General features: G+C 40.1%; 15 protein-coding genes. 12 read left to right on the plus strand and 3 right to left on the minus strand.

Features of this window, described 5'->3' with window-relative positions; genetic code table 11:
• Window position 1: 1 nt before the first annotated feature.
• Window positions 2–4537: a glutamate synthase large subunit gene (gene gltB, locus WD048_10185; protein MEX0812572.1), complete on the minus strand. Its 4536-nt coding sequence runs from the start codon at window positions 4535–4537 to the stop codon at window positions 2–4.
• 188 nt (window positions 4538–4725) lie between these two features.
• Here gltB and WD048_10190 point away from each other — a divergent pair, with 188 nt between their 5' ends.
• Window positions 4726–5877 (plus strand): THUMP domain-containing protein, encoded by a 1152-nt coding sequence (locus WD048_10190; protein MEX0812573.1) that lies wholly within the window; start codon window positions 4726–4728, stop codon window positions 5875–5877.
• Window positions 5878–5954: 77 nt separating this feature from the next.
• Window positions 5955–7913 carry an ABC-F family ATP-binding cassette domain-containing protein gene (locus WD048_10195; protein MEX0812574.1) on the plus strand — a complete coding sequence of 653 codons (1959 nt, stop codon included), beginning with the start codon at window positions 5955–5957 and terminating at the stop codon, window positions 7911–7913.
• Between the two features lie 529 nt (window positions 7914–8442).
• Here the strand turns inward: WD048_10195 and WD048_10200 are convergent.
• Together WD048_10200 and typA are read right to left on the minus strand one after the other, a co-directional pair.
• Window positions 8443–9033, minus strand: coding sequence for a 1-acyl-sn-glycerol-3-phosphate acyltransferase (locus WD048_10200; protein ID MEX0812575.1), 591 nt, complete (start codon window positions 9031–9033; stop codon window positions 8443–8445).
• Window position 9034: 1 nt separating this feature from the next.
• Window positions 9035–10831 (minus strand): translational GTPase TypA, encoded by a 1797-nt coding sequence (typA, locus tag WD048_10205; protein MEX0812576.1) that lies wholly within the window; start codon window positions 10829–10831, stop codon window positions 9035–9037.
• 89 nt (window positions 10832–10920) lie between these two features.
• Between typA and WD048_10210 the strand changes: the two genes are divergently transcribed.
• The 10 genes from WD048_10210 (at window position 10921) to WD048_10255 (ending at window position 19067) form a co-directional block, all read left to right on the plus strand.
• Window positions 10921–11256 (plus strand): TraR/DksA C4-type zinc finger protein, encoded by a 336-nt coding sequence (locus WD048_10210; protein ID MEX0812577.1) that lies wholly within the window; start codon window positions 10921–10923, stop codon window positions 11254–11256.
• Window positions 11257–11502: 246 nt separating this feature from the next.
• The gene (locus WD048_10215) at window positions 11503–11712 is read left to right on the plus strand and encodes a helix-turn-helix domain-containing protein (protein MEX0812578.1); all 210 of its coding nucleotides are present in this window, start codon (window positions 11503–11505) and stop codon (window positions 11710–11712) included.
• Complete coding sequence (locus tag WD048_10220; GenBank protein ID MEX0812579.1) at window positions 11709–12044, plus strand: HipA N-terminal domain-containing protein; 336 nt, start codon at window positions 11709–11711, stop codon at window positions 12042–12044. The genes WD048_10215 and WD048_10220 overlap by 4 nt, the downstream gene beginning before the upstream one ends.
• Window positions 12034–12978 (plus strand): HipA domain-containing protein, encoded by a 945-nt coding sequence (locus tag WD048_10225; GenBank protein MEX0812580.1) that lies wholly within the window; start codon window positions 12034–12036, stop codon window positions 12976–12978. Before WD048_10220 ends, WD048_10225 begins: the two co-directional genes overlap by 11 nt.
• A 370-nt stretch (window positions 12979–13348) precedes the next feature.
• Window positions 13349–14356, plus strand: a complete 1008-nt coding sequence (locus WD048_10230; GenBank protein MEX0812581.1) for an AAA family ATPase — start codon at window positions 13349–13351, stop codon at window positions 14354–14356.
• 17 nt (window positions 14357–14373) lie between these two features.
• Window positions 14374–15240 carry a DUF58 domain-containing protein gene (locus tag WD048_10235; protein ID MEX0812582.1) on the plus strand — a complete coding sequence of 289 codons (867 nt, stop codon included), beginning with the start codon at window positions 14374–14376 and terminating at the stop codon, window positions 15238–15240.
• Window positions 15241–16227 carry a BatD family protein gene (locus WD048_10240; protein MEX0812583.1) on the plus strand — a complete coding sequence of 329 codons (987 nt, stop codon included), beginning with the start codon at window positions 15241–15243 and terminating at the stop codon, window positions 16225–16227.
• Window positions 16220–17224: a VWA domain-containing protein gene (locus WD048_10245; protein MEX0812584.1), complete on the plus strand. Its 1005-nt coding sequence runs from the start codon at window positions 16220–16222 to the stop codon at window positions 17222–17224. The genes WD048_10240 and WD048_10245 overlap by 8 nt, the downstream gene beginning before the upstream one ends.
• Window positions 17225–17301: 77 nt before the next feature.
• Window positions 17302–18264 (plus strand): VWA domain-containing protein, encoded by a 963-nt coding sequence (locus WD048_10250; GenBank protein MEX0812585.1) that lies wholly within the window; start codon window positions 17302–17304, stop codon window positions 18262–18264.
• Window positions 18261–19067, plus strand: a complete 807-nt coding sequence (locus tag WD048_10255) for a tetratricopeptide repeat protein (protein ID MEX0812586.1) — start codon at window positions 18261–18263, stop codon at window positions 19065–19067. The genes WD048_10250 and WD048_10255 overlap by 4 nt, the downstream gene beginning before the upstream one ends.
• Window positions 19068–19070 lie beyond the last annotated feature (3 nt).

Below are 19070 nucleotides of genomic sequence, written 5' to 3' on the forward strand. Positions count from 1 at the left end.
ATTATCCTATTTTTCTAATGACTGCAGATTCTGTATTTCTTTCTTCCAAAATAGCTTTGTAAGCTGCAGGTATCACTTTTACAAATTGATTGAGGTAGTCTTTCCAGTAAATCAATATTTGCTGTGCAATTGTACTACCGGTACGCTCGTAATGTTCTTTAATTAAGCTGTTCAGAACTCTTTTGTCTTTGGCATCCATATTGTCAAAAATTAAATCGGGGTTGCCACTTTTAGTTTCCAATTGCTTTTTATTGTCCAAAACAAAAGCCGTTCCTCCACTCATGCCCGCTCCAAAATTTCTACCGACTTCACCCAATATAACCACAGCTCCTCCTGTCATGTATTCACAGCCATGATCGCCTACGCCCTCAACAACAGCTTGAACTCCTGAATTTCTGACAGCAAATCTTTCGCCTGCCTGGCCACGAACGAATAATTTTCCTGAAGTGGCTCCATACAGGGCGACATTACCAATGATAATTTGTTCTTCGGGAACAAATGGTGCTTGTTTATTAGGATAGGCTACCAATGTAGCTCCGGATAATCCCTTCCCAAAATAGTCATTTCCTTCGCCTTCTAACTCCAGCAATAAGCCTTTAGCAGCAAAAGCACCAAAGCTCTGTCCGGCTGAACCTTTAAAAGAATAATGCAATACTTCTGCTTTAATTCCTTCAGAACCGTATTTTTTAGAAATTTCATTGGAAAGCAATGTGCCAACAGCACGGTCTGTATTGAGAATGGGCAGTTCTAAATGCACTGTTTTTTGGGATTTGAAATAGTCCATTGCAGCATCCAACATTTTCCAGTCGATTACTTCACTAATAAGATGTGCCTGTTCTTCGGTTTTAAAGCTGGTGATTCCCTTTGGAATTGACACTTGTTTTAAAACAGGGCTTAAATCCAGTTTCTTCAATTTCCAGTGCTCCACATCTTTTCTTACCTGTAGCAAGTCGGATCGGCCTACCAATTCATTTACGGTTTTGATGCCCAAACCGGCCATAATCTCTCTGAGGTCTTCTGCCAGAAAGCGGAAGAAATTGACAACATGATCGGGGTCTCCGGTGAATAATTCACGGAGTTCGTCTTTTTGGGTAGCAACGCCTACAGGGCAAGTGTTGAGATGACATTTACGCATCATAATACAGCCCATTACAACAAGAGCTGCTGAGGAAATTCCCCATTCTTCAGCGCCCAGCATTGTAGCTATGGCAATATCTCTTCCTGTACGCAATTGTCCGTCAGTTTGCAGAGTGACTCTGTTGCGCAATTTATTGGTGATGAGTGTTTGGTGGGCTTCGGCCAGTCCCAGTTCCCAGGGTAAACCTGCATGTTGAATAGAACTGAGCGGTGAAGCTCCTGTTCCTCCATCATGACCGGAGATCAATATTACATCAGCTTTGGCTTTTACTACTCCGGCAGCTATAGTGCCCACTCCAGCTTCTGAAACCAGTTTCACATTGATTCTTGCAGCACGGTTGCTATTTTTCAGGTCAAAAATCAATTGCGCCAAATCCTCTATGGAGTATATATCATGGTGTGGTGGAGGCGAAATTAAATCCACACCTGGAGTAGAGTGTCTTACTCTGCCTATCCAATCGTTGACTTTATGGCCGGGCAACTGACCACCTTCTCCGGGTTTGGCTCCCTGGGCCATTTTAATTTGCAGCTCATTTGCATTTGCAAGGTAATTGCTGGTTACACCAAATCGCCCTGAGGCAACTTGCTTGATGGCCGATCTTTCCCAGTCTCCATTTTCCTTGCGTTTGAATCGGATTTCATCTTCGCCACCTTCACCACTGTTGCTTTTTCCGCCAATTCTGTTCATGGCAATGGCCAGGGTGGAATGCGCTTCATGAGAAATTGAACCAAAAGACATGGCACCTGTGGCAAAGCGCTTGAAAATTTCCTCAGCCGGTTCCACTTCATTTATAGGAATGGATTTTTTACTCTTTTTAATTTCCAGTAAGCCTCTTAGTGTAAGTGTATCCTTACTTTGATCGTTGATGCTTTCAGCATATTTACGATAAAGCTCATTTTTATTTGTTTTACAAGCTTGTTGAAGATGAAATACAGTATCGGGGTTGAACAGATGTTTTTCCCCTTGTCTTTTCCACTGATAAATTCCCCCAACCGGCAGTATTTCTGTTAGGTTTTGTTCAGGGTAGGCTACTTTGTAGCGCAGCAATTGCTCTTTAGCCAAATCATCAAAATCCAAGCCTTCAATACGGCTTACAGTTCCAGTAAAACTGTAATCAATCATCTTTTTGCTCAATCCTATGGCTTCAAATATTTGGGCACCCATATAAGATTGGAGTGTTGAAATACCCATTTTGGACATAATCTTAAAAAGCCCCTTATTTAAGGCTGAGCGGTATTTTTGTAGATAAGTTTCAATTTCGGTTTGGCCAGCATTTTTTTTGAGCAATATTTCTGTAATACTGTTATCTGCTAAATAGGGATATACGGCAGATGCCCCATACCCAATTAGAGTAGCAAAATGATGGGTTTCCCATGCATCACCAGCTTCAACAATGAGGGCGGCTTTTCCGCGCAATTTTCTGTTTAAGAGATGGTGGTGCACAGTTGAAAGCGCCAACAAAGAAGGGATGGGCATGCGTTTATCATCCTTTAGCTTATTGCTGATTATTAAGATGTTAGTGCCTTTTTCAATTGCTTTCTCAGCTCTGACACAGAGTTGGTGAAGCGCTTGTTTGAGTTCTCCTTTTTGATAGGGCAGATTATAAGCTGCTTTAATAGTTGCCGTTCTGAAAAATTTGTGATCAATTTCTTTTATTACCCTGAATTCTGTTTTGCTTAAAATAGGCTGATCAATATGTATTTGCCGGCAATGTGAAGGTTTTTCATGCAAAAAGTTGCGCAATTGCCCCAGTCGCATATACAGCGACATTACCAGTCTTTCCCGAATTGGGTCAATGGGTGGATTGCTGACCTGTGCAAAAAGCTGTTTGAAATAATGGGAAATGTGTCGGCTTTGTTTAGAAAGCGCAGCAAGCGGTATATCACTGCCCATAGAACCAATAGGCTCTTTTCCGAATTGCATCATGGGTTCTACGATCACACGTAAATCTTCAGAAGTCATCCCCTGTATGATTTGCTCCCTGCGTAATTTTTTAGAATCTGGTTTTTGGATTTCCAGACTGACATTTTTTTGAACCAGGTCTTCCATTCTTAGCAGGCCATTGTCAAGCCATTCCTGATAGGGCTGCTGTGCACAAATTTCCTTCTTTAATTCCTCATCGCTTATAATTCTTCCTTGTTCAATGTCAGCAACGAACATTTTGCCCGGCTGTACGCGCCCTTTTTTTACTATCTTTTTTTCATCTAAAATAAGTGCTCCTGCCTCAGAGGACATCACAAGATAATCATCATCGGTGAGTGCGTAGCGCGAAGGGCGCAACCCGTTTCTATCCAAAGTAGCGCCTACAATACGCCCATCTGTAAAGCAAATAGAAGCAGGGCCATCCCAGGGTTCCATAAATGAAGCATGGTATTCGTAAAAGGCGCGTTTGAGCGGATCCATATCTTTATCTTCTTGCCAGGCTTCAGGAATCAGCATCATCATAGCATGTGGCAATGAACGGCCTCCAAACAGAAGCATCTCAATAATACTGTCCAAATTAGAAGAGTCTGACCTGTTGTGATTGCAAATAGGAAGCATCATTTCAAATTCTTCATTTGTAAACAGTGCCGAGTTCATCAACACTTCTTTGGCACGCATCCAGTTTACATTTCCTTTAATTGTATTGATTTCTCCATTATGGGCAATAAAATCAAATGGCTGAGCCAGTTTCCATTTCGGAAAAGTATTGGTGGAAAAGCGCGAATGAATTAATGCAATAGCAGATTTTAAATGTGCATCTTCCAGATCGGGGTAGTAGGTGCGCAGTTGCCTGGTGGTTAGTTGCCCTTTATATACAATGGTTTTATATGACATCGAAGACAAATAAAAATCATCTTCAGTATCGGGGATGCGCTCTCTTATTATATTGGTAGTAAATTTCCTTAAAACAAATACTCTTCTTTCTAAAACACCGGGTGCATAAAGATTGAATTTTAGGCGAACAAATAATTGCTCGATTACAGGTGCTGAATCTAATGCCATTTGACCGATTCCTTCTGAATTGACAGGTACTTTTCTGTAGCCCAGCAATTCAAGCCCGGATTTTTCAATGGCTTCATTTAATATTTTTCGGCAATTCTCCCTGCGTTTTTTATCCTTTGGAAAGAATATCATTCCTACAGCATATCCTCCGAATTGGGGTAGTTTGAATCCGAGGTTTTTACACTGTATTACAAAAAACTCATGGGGAATCTGAATCAGAATTCCCGCGCCATCACCGGTATTGATATCGTATCCGGTACCGCCTCTGTGCTCCATATTTTCGAGCATAGTCAGGGCATCATTCACGGTTTTGTGTGTTTTGTATCCTTTTAGGTTGGCTATAAATCCAATTCCACAATTGTCGTGTTCCATTTCAGGGACGTAAAGTCCTTGCTGCGATGCGTTTTTCTGCATAGTATTCTATAATTCTATTAAGTGATAGGGAGAATTGCAAAGATAATAAAAAAAAAGGGCTGGAAATTCAAAGCCTTTTTCAATCAGGTTTTTAGTTTGCTTAAGCGATTAAGAATCGGGTTGATAATGAAATTTGAACAAACACAGAGTAATGTGGTACTTTGCAATTCAAACCATTAACCAATTAGGTGCAAAAACAATTCACACTAATAGCCAAAACAATGGCAGGGCTGGAAAATATTCTGGCAGAAGAGCTCAGGGCTATAGGGGCGGAAAACATTGAAATTCTAAGTCGTGCAGTCAAGTTTCAGGGCGATAAGGTTTTGTTGTATTTGAGTAATCTCAAATGCGCTACTGCACTTAGGGTTTTACTTCCTGTTTTGGAATTCCCCATCAATTCGCAGGATGATTTTTATAATTTTTTACTGCGTCAGGATTGGCAGCAATGGCTGGATGTAGATGATACTTTTGCCATAGACAGTGCTGTGAAATCCCGGCATTTTCCACATTCGCATTTTCCTGCGCTAAGGATGAAAGATGCCATTGCGGATCATTTCATGAATAAATTTGCCAAGCGCCCAAGTGTAGATTTAGAAAAACCCAATTTGCGTTTTAACCTTTTTATTTCGGGCGATAAGGTAAGTGTGAGTTTGGATAGTTCGGGTTATTCATTGCACAAGCGGGGTTTTCGTTTGCAGAAGAGCCGGGCACCTATTAATGAAGTACTGGCAGCGGGGATTCTTAGAATTGCAGGATGGGACGGTAGTGTGCCTTTGCTTGATCCGATGTGTGGTACGGCTACTTTTTTACAGGAAGCTGCATTACTCTACACAGGAATGCCTCCGGGCTGGAAAAAAACTTATTTCGGCTTTTTCTCCTGGAAAGATTTTGATGAAAAATTATGGGAAAACGTAAGGAAAATTGCTGCTGAAAACATGCGTCCACTGCCTGATAATTTGCTCTATGGTACCGATGCCGACAAAGAACAGATTGAGATAGCCGCTGAGAATATAAAAGCCATGGGATTTGAAAAGCAAATCCAATTGAAGCAAATTAGTTTTGCAGATGTAAAAAAACCTACTGAGCAAGGCGTGATAATTATGAATCCACCATACGGAGAGCGCCTTAGACCCAAAGCTATATTGGATATGTACAAAGAAATGGGCGATAAGCTCAAACAGGATTTTGGCAATTGGGAAGCGTGGATACTCAGTTCTAATATTGAGGCATTGAAAAATATTGGTTTGAAAACCGACAAGCGTGTTCCGCTATACAATGGCCCTTTGCTCTGTAGCTTGCGCAAATACAACCTTTACAAGGGTAGTAAAAGGGTGAAATGATTTTTATGGATATTTGGCAAATGAATCCTTAATTGTGAATTCATCTTCCCGCAAAATACCCCTACCTTTGCAGGCTTATGATCAGTATTAGTAACATATCTGTCTCCTTTAGCGGTATTGACCTGTTTAAGCAACTTTCATTTGTGGTAAACCCACGAGATAGAATTGGCCTAATCGGCAAAAATGGAGTGGGAAAATCTACATTGCTTAAAATCATTGCCGGCACTCAAGCTGCCGACAGTGGCAGTGTGGATGTTCCTGAATCAAATTCAATAGGATATTTGCCTCAGGAGCTGAAAATGACTTCCACTAAAAGCATTTTAGAAGAAACAAAGACCGCTTTTCAGGATGTGCTGGATATGGAGGCTGAAATTGCCAAGATTACAAGTGCCATAGAGGAACGCACCGATTATGAATCGGATGAATATGGCGATCTAATCAACCGCCTTTCAGAATTACACCACCAACTGGAACTTAAGGGCGGTTCTAAAATGGACAGTGAAATTGAGAAAATATTAAAAGGCCTGGGTTTTAAAGAGTCGGAATTTTTAAAACCAATACAGGAGTTTAGCGGTGGCTGGCAAATGCGAGTAGAACTGGCGAAATTGCTTTTAAGAACTCCTGATCTGTTGCTGCTGGATGAGCCCACCAACCATTTGGATATTGAATCTATTTTATGGTTGGAGGAGTTTTTTATCAATTATCAGGGCGCCATTATTATGGTTTCGCACGACAGGATGTTTCTCGATAATGTTACAAACAGAACAATAGAACTGGTTTTTGGAAGTATGTACGATTTTAAAGTGCCCTATTCCAAATACATGGAATTGCGCGAGGAACGCTACGAACAGCAAATAGCCACTTATCGCAATCAGCAAAAATACATTGAACAGCAGCAAAAATTCATAGACCGTTTCCGGGCACAGGCTACCAAAGCCAAGCAAGTACAATCCAAAGTAAAGCTTTTGGAAAAAATGGATCAGGTGAATATTGATGAACTCGATGAGCAGCAAATAGATTTCCGTTTTCCACCGGCTCCCCGTTCTGGTGATATCAGTCTGGAAGTGAAAAAGCTGGTAAAAAGCTATGGCGAAAAAAAGGTTTTCAGCGATGCAAACTTCATATTAGAGCGTGGCGATAAAGTAGCTTTTGTAGGTAAAAACGGTATGGGCAAATCCACTATGGTTCGGCTTATCAATCAACTGGAAAAGCCTGATAGCGGAAGCATAAAAATCGGACACAATATCAAGATTGGCTATTACGCACAAGTTCAGGAAAATGTGCTGAATGAAGAAAAATCCGTATTGGCCACAATTGAGGATGAAGCTACCGGAGATTGGTCAAATATTTCGCGAATTCGTGCACTGCTCGGTGCATTTCTATTTGATGAAAATGATGTAGAGAAAAAGGTGAAAGTCTTGAGTGGGGGTGAAAAATCCCGATTGGCACTCGCGCGTTTGCTGCTCACACCTGTTAATATGCTTATTCTGGATGAGCCGACCAATCACCTGGATATTTCTGCCAAGGACATGCTCAAACAAGCCGTTAATAAATTTGAAGGCACCTTGATTGTCGTTTCCCACGATAGGGATTTTTTAGATGGCCTGACAGATAAAACCTATGAATTTGTTGATGGCAGAGTAAAGGAGCATCTTGGCCCGGTTCAGGATTTCTTGAATGCACATCAGGCGGAACATTTTCGCGCATTTGAACAAACTGACAATAAAAAGGCAGCAGGTCATAAACCCAATGCCAATAAAAATCCAAAAGCAAACAATAACAGAAAAGAAATAGAAAGAACTATTAAGCAAATCAGCCATAAAGTTGAAAAGACTGAACTCAAGATAGAGAGTCAAGAATCCGAACTTAAAGTACTTGAGAAAAAAATGGCAGATCCTGAAGTTTATTCAGATGTAGCACGGTTAGAAGAGCTAAATACTGAATATCAGAAGAAAAAGAGCAGTTTGGAAGCATTGATGCAGGAATGGGAATCTCTGCAAAAACAACAAGAAAAAGCCGAAGCGGAAATGCAGTAATCATCCAATTCAGATTTTTAGTTTGATTTAATGCTTATAAAGCTGTAGTTTTCAGCACCTTTTGTAATTAATTTTTTTAATTAAATTAGGAATTTAGAAAAAAAAGCAGCAACTTAACGTTCGGTTTTTTGAATAATCAAAAAATTTAGCTGCTTAACAAGAGCACTCAAAAACTGTTTATGATGCAATTTATACTCCAAAAATTGGCTGAGAAAGTGCCATATCTACTCGGGTCGGTAATTGTACTCTGTTGCTTTAGCTTAGCAGTATGGATATTTATTTACTTCCTGAGATTTGATGTGAGTTTACAAGCCTTAATCCGTTAAATCCGATATTTTACATTATTGCCCTTTGCAACATTATTTTGGTTTGCCCGTATGTTTTAACACTAATTAAACTTTAGCAAACCAAACCTAACAAACATGCTTATTCAATTTATTACACACGAAAAGAAACTGCGTTTTTTGATTGTTATTCTATTTTTAATCCTAATGCTTCAGCTACAGCTTTTTTTCATTTAGTGTAGCACCTACACATACCGCTGATCTACACTGAATTTTTCGGGATGTTTTGGTGGGATATCCTTATAAAACCTGGCAATCTTACGCATGTCAGCTTCCATATCATCAGATGGGTAAACCATTTGGTCAATTCCGCCTTCGCATTTGCCATAATCCAGATAACCTAAACCAATAGGTACTCCTGCAATTTTAGCCACATGATAAAACCCGCTTTTCCATTCGGTGCGAAGTGATCGGGTACCTTCGGGAGTTACAACAGTGATCAGTCTTTCTTTTCCCTCAAAAAGTTCTGCCATAGCTTCCGTAGTGCTGATGCGCTCATCTCCCGGTTTTTTGGGGCTCCGGTCTATCCATATTGCACCAAAGCTTTCGAGGATTTGTTTTGATGGAAATTTGGCCAGTTCTTTTTTTACGGTAAAGCGAAATTTAATGCCCAAAATATGAAAGGCTGCAGCCATATAGACAAAATCCCAATTGCTGGTGTGTGGTGCCGCAATCATTACACATTTGTGTACACCATCGGGCAAATTTTTATTTACAGTCCACCCGTGTTTCCAGAAGAAGAAGCGAAAGATGTAGGTAAATATTGTCAGCAGCATATCAGGATTTTTTGCGCTTGCGTTGGTTTTCGTCCAGAATGATTTTGCGCAAACGTATGGATTTTGGTGTCAATTCAACGTATTCATCAGCTTGAATATACTCCAAAGATTCTTCTAATGAAAATCGAATGGGCGGTGCAAGCTTGGCTTTGTCATCAGAACCAGAGGCACGCACATTGCTCAGTTTTTTGGCTTTGGTCACATTCACTACCAGGTCGTCAGCTCTGCTGTGTTCTCCAACTACCTGGCCGGCATATATTTCTTCCTGTGGGCCGATAAAAAACGAACCGCGGTCTTGTAATTTATCCATTCCATAAGCAATAGAGGTGCCTGTTTCCATTGCAATAAGTGAGCCTTTGGTTCTTCCTTCAATCGGCCCTTTGTAGGGCTGAAATTCTTTAAAACGATGCGACATAATGGCCTCACCGGCAGTGGCGGTTAAAAGTCTATTTCTCAATCCAATAATTCCGCGCGATGGAATTTCAAACTCTAAAATAGTGCGGTCACCTTTTGGCACCATACTCAGCATTTCGCCTTTTCTTTTGGTTACCAGCTCAATGGCTTTTCCCGATATTTCATCCGGTATATCTATTGTTAATTCTTCTACAGGCTCGCATTTTACACCATCAATTTCTTTTACGATAACCTGTGGTTGTCCTACTTGTAATTCATAGCCTTCTCTGCGCATGGTCTCAATCAATATTGACAAATGCAGGACTCCTCTTCCATAAACGGTAAATGAATCAGCAGAATCAGTTTCTTCTACCTGTAGTGCTAAATTTCTTTCGAGCTCTTTGTCCAGGCGCTCTTTGATATGGCGGGAAGTTACATATTTGCCTTCCTTGCCAAAAAATGGTGAATCATTGATGGTGAAAACCATACTCATTGTAGGCTCATCTATTGAAATACTTGGCAGTGCTTCAGGTTCTTCAAAATCTGCAATTGTATCGCCAATTTCAAATTGATCAATTCCTGTAATGGCACAGATATCACCGGGATGTACTTCAGAAACTTTAGCTTTTCCGAGGCCTTCAAAAATAAATAGTTCTTTGATCCTGACTTTTTGGATAGTTCCGTCTCTTTTAATCAAAGAAACAGGCATATTGTCTTTTAAAATTCCTCGTGTCAATCGGCCTACTGCAATTCGACCGGTATATGCTGAAAAATCCAGAGAGGTGATTTGAATTTGCAGATTTCCTTCTTTTACTTTTGGCGCTGGAATTTGCTCTACTATTACATCCATCAGATAATGAATGTTTTCTTCAGGTTTTTGCCAATCAGATGACATCCAACCATTTTTGGCTGAGCCGTAAACCACTTCAAAGTTTAGCTGATCTTCACTGGCACCGAGGGTGTACATCAGGTCGAATACCAATTCGTAAACATCTTCAGGTTTGCAGTTTTCTTTATCTACTTTATTGATAACTACAACCGGTTTTAAGCCCAGTTGAATGGCCTTGCTCAATACAAAACGCGTTTGAGGCATAGGTCCTTCAAAAGCATCAACAAGCAACACTACACCATCGGCCATATTGAGTACTCTTTCAACCTCTCCGCCAAAATCTGCGTGACCCGGGGTGTCGATAATATTTATTTTGTGATCTTTGTATGTAATTGAGACATTTTTGGATAAAATGGTAATGCCGCGTTCTTTTTCCAAATCATTGTTATCCATGATCAATTCACCCGGATTTTCATGCGTTTGGAATTGAGCTGTTTGGATAAGCATTTTGTCCACAAGCGTTGTTTTGCCGTGATCAACGTGTGCAATAATTGCGATGTTTCTAATGGAAGTCATGTATAAATTTAATTTGAGGCTGCAAAGGTACTTCTTATTTATGTGAATAGAATTAAAAATTGCATTTTGCAAAGCAAAATTTCATAGCAATGGGGTTGTCAACTACTGAAAGAGCAAAAATCAAGGCCGAAATTGAGCGCCTGATCAAAACCTGTGAAGCTGATATTGTTGATTTAAAAGAACAGTGTAAGCCAATTGCTCCTGAAAATTCAATTGGCCGGGTCAGCAGAATGGAGGCCATTAATAGCAAGAGTGTGGCCGAAGCTGCATTGCGCAGGACACAAAACAAACTGAACACGTTAAAAGTTGCTGTAGAAAAAATAAAAGACCCCAATTTTGGAACATGCAAGCGATGTGGGGAAACCATTCAGGCAGGAAGGCTCATGCTTATGCCGGATAGTCCTTATTGTATTAAGTGTGCTTGAAAGGGGTTGTAGAAAGGTTAGAGATAAGAAATTAGAAGGATGTACTTCACCAATTTCCCGCTTTTTACCCTTGTGCCTTGTATTGCCTGTCCATAAATTTATTGCTTTTACAATGATATGAGATTATATTTTGCGGCCTGTAATATTTTATATCTAAAAGCATATAATTCAACTGAAATTAAGAAAATTATATTCAATTGCATATAATTTACTAACTTAGATCATTATTATATCTAAAAGCATATAATGGAGCAGTTAGCATCATTTGTAAAAGCACGTAGGAAAGAAGTCAATTTAACCCAAGAAGAATTTGCAGAAAGAGCTGGAGTGGCACTTACAGTACTTAGAAAGATAGAACAGGGAAAAACGAATCTAAACATGGACAAGGTAAACCTGATACTACGTATGTTCGGACACGAATTGGCTCCTGTTAAAAGTAAAGAGCTTAAACAATGAGACAGGGCAAAGTATTTTACAAAAATTATCTGGCAGGAATCATCACTGAAACCAACGGAGGAGAGTATATATTTCAATACGATGATCAGTATGTGAAAAAACATCCAAAAGAATTCATCACTTTCACCATGCCAGTTACAAATGAAGCGTATCACGACAAAAGACTTTTTCCATTTTTCGAGGGCTTGATACCTGAAGGCTGGCTGCTCGATATTGCTTCAGAAAACTGGAAAATTAATAAAAACGACCGTATGGGTTTGCTGTTGGCCTGTTGCCAAAATTGTATTGGAGCAGTTAGTGTTGAACCAATAATTCAAGCAGATGAAGCATAAGTGTTTATACTGTTATAGACAAATTGAATCAGGTCAAGACTTTCATGAAAAGTGTGCCCAAGCGTTTTTTGGTGATTCAAAAGCCCCTTCTATTGAATATTCACTGGATGAAATGGATGAGCTGGCGAAGCGTGTAGTTGAGCGCAGTATTGCTGTTCCAGGTGTTCAGCCTAAATTATCTATGTCATTAGTAAGAAAAACCAAAGAAAGTGAAGATACACGATTAACTGTAATTGGTGCATTGGGAGGTCAATATATTTTCAAACCACCATCTGCTCATTTTCCCGAAATGCCACAGAACGAACACCTAACAATGTGCATAGCAAAAGACTTTGGTATTAGGACCGTTCCATCATCATTGATTCGCTTGGCCTCAGGGGAACTTTCTTATATCACCAAAAGAGTTGATAGAACCCCATCGAATGAGAAAATACACATGATCGACATGTTTCAAATCACCGAAGCATTTGATAAGTACAAGAGTTCTTTGGAAAAAATCGGAAAAGCACTCGATTCTCATTCCGACAATACTTTATTGGATAAGGTATTTTATTTTGAGCTTGTACTTTTCTGTTTTCTTACAGGAAATAATGATATGCATTTAAAAAACTTCTCGATGATAGAAAGTCCTTCTGGTTGGGTGCTCGCTCCTGCATATGATTTGCTGAATGTAGCAATTATAATACCTGATGACAAAGAGGAACTTGCATTGACATTGGCAGGAAAGAAACGAAAATTGAAGCGAGCGCACTTTGAAGAACTTGGAAATAATTTAGGTCTTACTCAAAAGCAAACACAAGCAACATTCAAAAGAATGATTAAGAGCAAAGCAAAAGCATTTAGTTGGATTAATCGATCATTTTTATCCAGTGAAATGCAAACTGCCTATAAAGAAGTGCTTGAATCAAGATATAAGCAATTGGATTTAAAATAATTTAGCTTTAAAGACATTGGGACATCACGACCATTCAGGCAAAAACCGGATTGAACCCTTGAATTTGAGAGAAGATTCCACCCCTCTGGTGTGTATTTGCAGCCCAGCTCCACCGCCTGCCCGACTGTGAATGAAATTCATTTCGGGCAGGCGGGACAAGCGGGCATTCGGACGGTCGTGCCTGGACAGTTTTCATAAGGAATGATAAATACATCATAACAAAAAAAACACAATATCACTATGTTTAGTCGGTATAGTTTAATCTTCACATTTACTTTAAAATGCTTAACAATACTTAACTTGAAGCCCTCATATGAATTGATAAATTTGCCATTGCTTTATTATTGTGCAAATATGAAACATGTAAAATATGGAAGAACAACAAAATGCCACGGTTGATATTCAGGCTTTAAATGAAAAAATAGAAAAGGAGAGTGCTTTTATAGAATTGATCCGAACAGAAGTAGGTAAGACTATTATTGGTCAGAAATATATGCTCGATCGTTTGTTGCTTGCACTTTTGGCAAAAGGGCACATTCTGCTTGAAGGTGTTCCGGGACTTGCAAAAACGCTGGCCATTAAATCTCTCGCGGCAGCTATTGACGGTAAATTCAGTCGTGTGCAGTTCACCCCCGATCTGCTTCCTGCCGATTTAGTCGGCACAATGATTTACAACCCCAAGAAAAATGAGTTCTCTGTAAAAAAAGGGCCTGTATTCGGTAATTTTATATTGGCAGATGAAATCAACCGTGCACCGGCAAAAGTGCAAAGTGCCTTGCTTGAGGCTATGGCAGAAAGGCAAATTACCATAGGCGAAGAAACTTTCCCACTGGAAGAGCCTTTCCTGGTGCTGGCTACCCAAAACCCCATTGAGCAAGAAGGAACTTACCCACTGCCCGAAGCTCAGGTTGACCGTTTTATGCTCAAAGTGGTGATCACCTACCCTGAAAAGGAAGAAGAGCGCCTGATTATTCGCAGTAATGTTAATTTGATAGCTCAAGAAATAAACAAAGTTGCCAGTATTGAGCAAATACTAAAAGCAAGGCAAGTGGTGCGCGAAGTATATATGGACGAAAAAATTGAGCAGTACATTCTCGATATCGTCTTTGCTTCAAGAAATCCCGAAAAATATGGCCTTGAAAAACTAAAACCACTGATTGCTTTTGGTGGATCGCCACGTGCAAGTATCAACCTGGCATTGGCAGCAAAAGGCTATGCATTTATCAAAAGAAGAGGCTATGTAATACCTGAAGATGTGCGTGCCATTTGTAAAGATGTAATGCGCCACAGAATTGGACTTACATATGAAGCAGAAGCTGAAAATGTAAGCAGTGAAGACATTATCAATGAAATATTGAACAGCGTAGAAGTACCATAAATTAGGGAAAGTAGAGCATGGATACACAGGAGCTGATCAAAAAAGTCAGGCGGATTGAGATTAAAACCAAGGGGCTCTCCAATCACATTTTCTCAGGAGAGTACCACACTGCGTTTAAGGGCAGGGGTATGTCTTTTAGCGAAGTGCGCGCCTATCAGTATGGCGATGATGTGAGAAGCATAGACTGGAATGTGACAGCAAGACTTGACGAGCCGCATGTCAAGGTTTTTGAAGAAGAAAGGGAGCTCACCATGATGCTGATGGTGGACATCAGTCGATCAGCATTTTTTGGAAGTACCGAAGCTTTTAAAAATCAAATTATTACCGAAGTATCTGCTGTACTCTCTTTTTCTGCTGTGCAGAACAATGATAAAGTGGGCATTATTTTTTTTAGCGACAAGGTTGAAAAATTCATTCCGCCCAAAAAAGGAAAGTCACATATTCTCAGAATAATTCGCGAATTGATAGAAACCAAACCTGAAAGCAAAGGCACTAATATTTCCGAAGCACTTCAGTTTTTTAACAATATTCAAAAAAAGCGCAGCATTGTATTTCTATTGTCAGATTTTTTCGACAAAGATTTTCAGGATCCACTAAAACTCGTTAAGAAAAAACACGATTTAGTAGCCATGCAAATTTACGATCCAATGGAAGAGCAGCTTCCGAATATTGGCCTGGTCAATGCTTATGATGCAGAAACAGGCCAATACAAATGGCTGGATACTTCCAGTAAAAAGGTGAGAGCACAGCACAGGCAGTGGTTTGAAGAAAAAAGAGCACACACCAAAGCAGTGATGATGCGTGCAGGTGTTGATTTTATTTCCCTGCGCAGCGATGAATCCTATGTGAATGCATTGTTGAAATTTTTTAAGAAAAGAATTTAAGTGAAAGACTTATTCAGATACAATATATTATGGGCATGCGGATTGCTACTTTTCATTGGTGGAATGCTTTCACCTTTAGAAGCTATGGCTCAATTGCGTTTGAAAGCAGAGCTTGAGCGCGATTCAATTCTTATAGGTGAGCAGATTCGTTTAAAATACACCGCACTTAGAAGTGATAAAGAGGAAATAGAATGGCCGGCTTTTGTAAAGAAAATCAAAACAGCTGATGGCAGTGAAATAGAGATTATTGACCAAAGCGAACTTAAAATAATCAATGAAGATGGCGGTCAGGTTCGCGAAGAGCAGGAGTTTATAATTACTGCATTTGATTCCGGCTATTATGTGATTCCACCCGCAGTATTTTCCTGGAAAAAAGAAACCGACACAAGTTGGAGAAAAGAAGACAGTGAAGCCTTGCTATTAAGTGTTTATACTGTGGATACAGATGCTGAAAGCGGGCCAAAGGCATTGAAAGACCCTTTGGATATGCCCTTCAAAATTGCTGAAATAAAATATCAACTGATGATTGCTGCATTGGTACTTTTGCTTTTAATAGCGGCATACATCTGGTGGAAAAAACGACCTAAAAAAGAACCCGTAGTACCTGAGCCTGAACCCGAACCGGAAATTCCACCCTACCAGAAAGCCATGCAAAGAATGAAATTGCTGGAAGAAAAGAAATTGTGGCAATCGGGCGAGATCAAGGCCTTTTACTCTGAGCTTTCAGAAATATTAAGAGGCTACATGGAGGAACGCTATGATTTCCCTGCACTTGAAAGTACTACTGATGAAATAACCGAACGACTTTACCGCAAAGACATTGATCGCCAACTTAAGATCAGCGTGAAAGAATTTCTTGTACTTTCTGACTTGGTAAAATTTGCTAAATCAATGCCACAGGAGGATGAACACCGTCAGAGTTTTAAAGTGGTGCTGGAATTTTTAAGATCAACCAAACCCCAAGAGAAGGAGGATAACAATGCTTAGTTGGTGGAACAATGTCAGCTTTGCCAATCCAGAAGCTTTTTGGCTTTTGCTTATTCCTCTTTTTATTTTGCTCAGATGGGGATTTGGGCATCGCAATCAGTTTGCGCGAATGCGTTTTTCCACTTTGGAAAGCAGCGAAAGAATGCCTTTTAATTTTAAGGGATTTGCCCGTACCTGGCTCTTTGTATTGCGTGTATTGGCCTTATGTCTGCTGATTACAGCAATGGCACGACCACAGTCCACTATGAAAGAAGAAAACATCAGCACAGAAGGGATAGATATTGTCATTTCCATTGATGTTTCCGGCTCTATGCTTGCGCGTGACTTTAAGCCCGACCGGCTTGAGGCCTGCAAGGAAGTAGCTGCTGATTTTGTGGATGCCCGCGAAAATGACCGCATGGGACTGGTGGTTTTTGCCGGAGAAAGCTTTACCCAAACACCTATTACTACAGATCATAAAGTGCTGAAAACACAATTGGCAGCACTAAAAGATGGTATGATAGAGGATGGCACCGCTATTGGTATGGGTTTGGCTACTGCTGTCAATCGACTGAAAGACAGTGAGGCTGAAAGTAAGGTGATTATACTTTTGACAGATGGCGTGAATAATGCGGGATCAATTGATCCGGTAACAGCGGCTGATATTGCTAAAAAATATGGTTGTAGAGTTTATACCATTGGAGTGGGCTCACAGGGTGAAGCCCCTTTTCCATTCTCATTTGGAGGTAGAACAGTGTACAGAAATGTAGAAGTGGAAATTGATGAGGAATTGCTGAAAGAGATTGCAAAGAAAACGGGCGGAAATTATTACCGCGCAGTGGACAGAGAGAGTTTGCAAAATATTTATAAAGAAATTGACAAACTGGAAAAAACTAAAATTGAAGTAGCTACCCTGCAACGCGTTTCAGAGGAATTTTACCCTCTGCTTTTCATTGCAGGATTGTTGCTGTTTTTTGAATTGTTTTTGCGTTACTTAATCTTAAGAAGTATTCCCTGATGTTGAAATTGGCACATCCAGAATATTTGTATGCGTATCTGATATTGATACCACTGCTGTTCCTTTTCATATTGTATATGATCTGGAGAAAGAGGGCATTGAAAAATTTTAGTGCTTTCCAGGCAGCGGAACAATTGATGCCCGAAAAATCAAAATTCAGGCATTATTTTAAATTTATTTTGCTTGTACTTGCTTTCAGTAGTTTAATTCTGGCCTGGGCCAATCCGCAAATTGGCACCAAACAGGAAAAAGTAAAACGCAAAGGTGTAGATGTAATAATCGCTTTGGATGTATCTAAAAGTATGCTGGCAGAAGATATTAAGCCCAGCCGAATTGAACAGGCCAAACAGTTTGTTTCCCGCCTGATCGATGAGCTTAAAATGGATCGCATCGGGCTCATCATATTTGCCGGAAATGCTTATTTGCAAATGCCCATCACAACTGATCATGCTGCTGCAAAATTGTTTTTGAAATCTATCAATACAAATCTGGTGCCTACCCAGGGAACAGCAATAGGTGATGCCATCCGCCTGGGCATAGAATCATTTGAAGGTGATGAGAAAAAATTTAAAAGTATTGTAATCATCTCCGATGGCGAAAACCACGAAGGGGAAGCTATAGAAGCTACAGAAGAAGCATCAGAGCAGGGTATTATTATTCACACAGTTGGAGTGGGTTCTCAAAAAGGAGCTCCCATTCCAGTATATCGCAACAATGTCCAAACTGATTACTTGCGCGACAAGTCCGGTAATATTGTGCTAAGTAAACTGGATGAAAACATGCTGCGGCAAATAGCTGTTAAAGGCGATGGTGAATACCTGAACCTGAAAAGTGGTAGCGAAACACTCAATGCATTGACAAGTGCTATTGCAGCTATGGAAAAAAGGGAATTTGAAGAAAATGTATTTACTGATTATGAAGATCAGTTTCAGTATTTTTTGGCCTTTGCCCTCTTTTTATTGATAGTAGAGATATTGATTGCTGAGCGCAAAAGTAAATGGAGCAGAAAATTGAATTTATTCAAGGAAGAAGCACAATGAAACAAATAATTTTCATATCCTTATTGTCGCTATTGAGTTTGACCTTGCTCGCTCAATCTGAACGCAAACATGTGCGCCAGGGGAATGAGCTTTACTTTGATGGCAAAACGGACAAAGCAATAGAAGCTTATGAAAAAGCTTTGCAGGAAGCCCCGGAAAGTCCCGAGGCACATTTCAATATGGGCAATGCCTATTTGAAGCAAAAAGATTACGAGTCGGCATCAGCTTCTTATCAAACGGCTTTGGGATTGCTGGAAGGAGAGGGGCAAAAGGCAGCGGCTTTGCACAACCTGGGAAATACTTACCTGGAAAACCAAAAGCCAAAAGAAGCCAAAGAGGCTTATCAACAGGCTTTGCGATTGAATCCTCAAGATGAGGATACGCGTTATAATTTGGCCTTGGCCAATAAAATGCTGCAAAAGCAGGAAAAGGAACAAGAGCAGGAAAATAAGGACGAGCAGGATCAAGAAGAAGGAGAAGACAAACAAGAGCAAGATCAGGAACAACAGGATAAAGGAGAAGACCAGGAAGAGGAAAAGAAAGATGGAGAGGAAAAGGAAAGCGATCAGCAGAATAAGGAAGAGCAGGAAGATGAGTCTAAAGACGGTGAGGGAAAAGAATCGGAAGATCAGGAAGCTTCAGATCAGGAAAAAGAAGCACAGCAAATGCAGGAGGGACAGATTTCTAAAGAAGAAGCTGAGCGAATACTGGAAGCACTGAAAAATGAGGAACAAAAATTGCAGGAACAATTGATGATCAGAAAAGAAACAGGCCAACGCAAAAACCTGGATAAAGACTGGTAAATG

The organism is Chitinophagales bacterium (genome assembly GCA_040877935.1).
Lineage (GTDB): Bacteria > Bacteroidota > Bacteroidia > Chitinophagales > CAIOSU01 > JBBDNB01.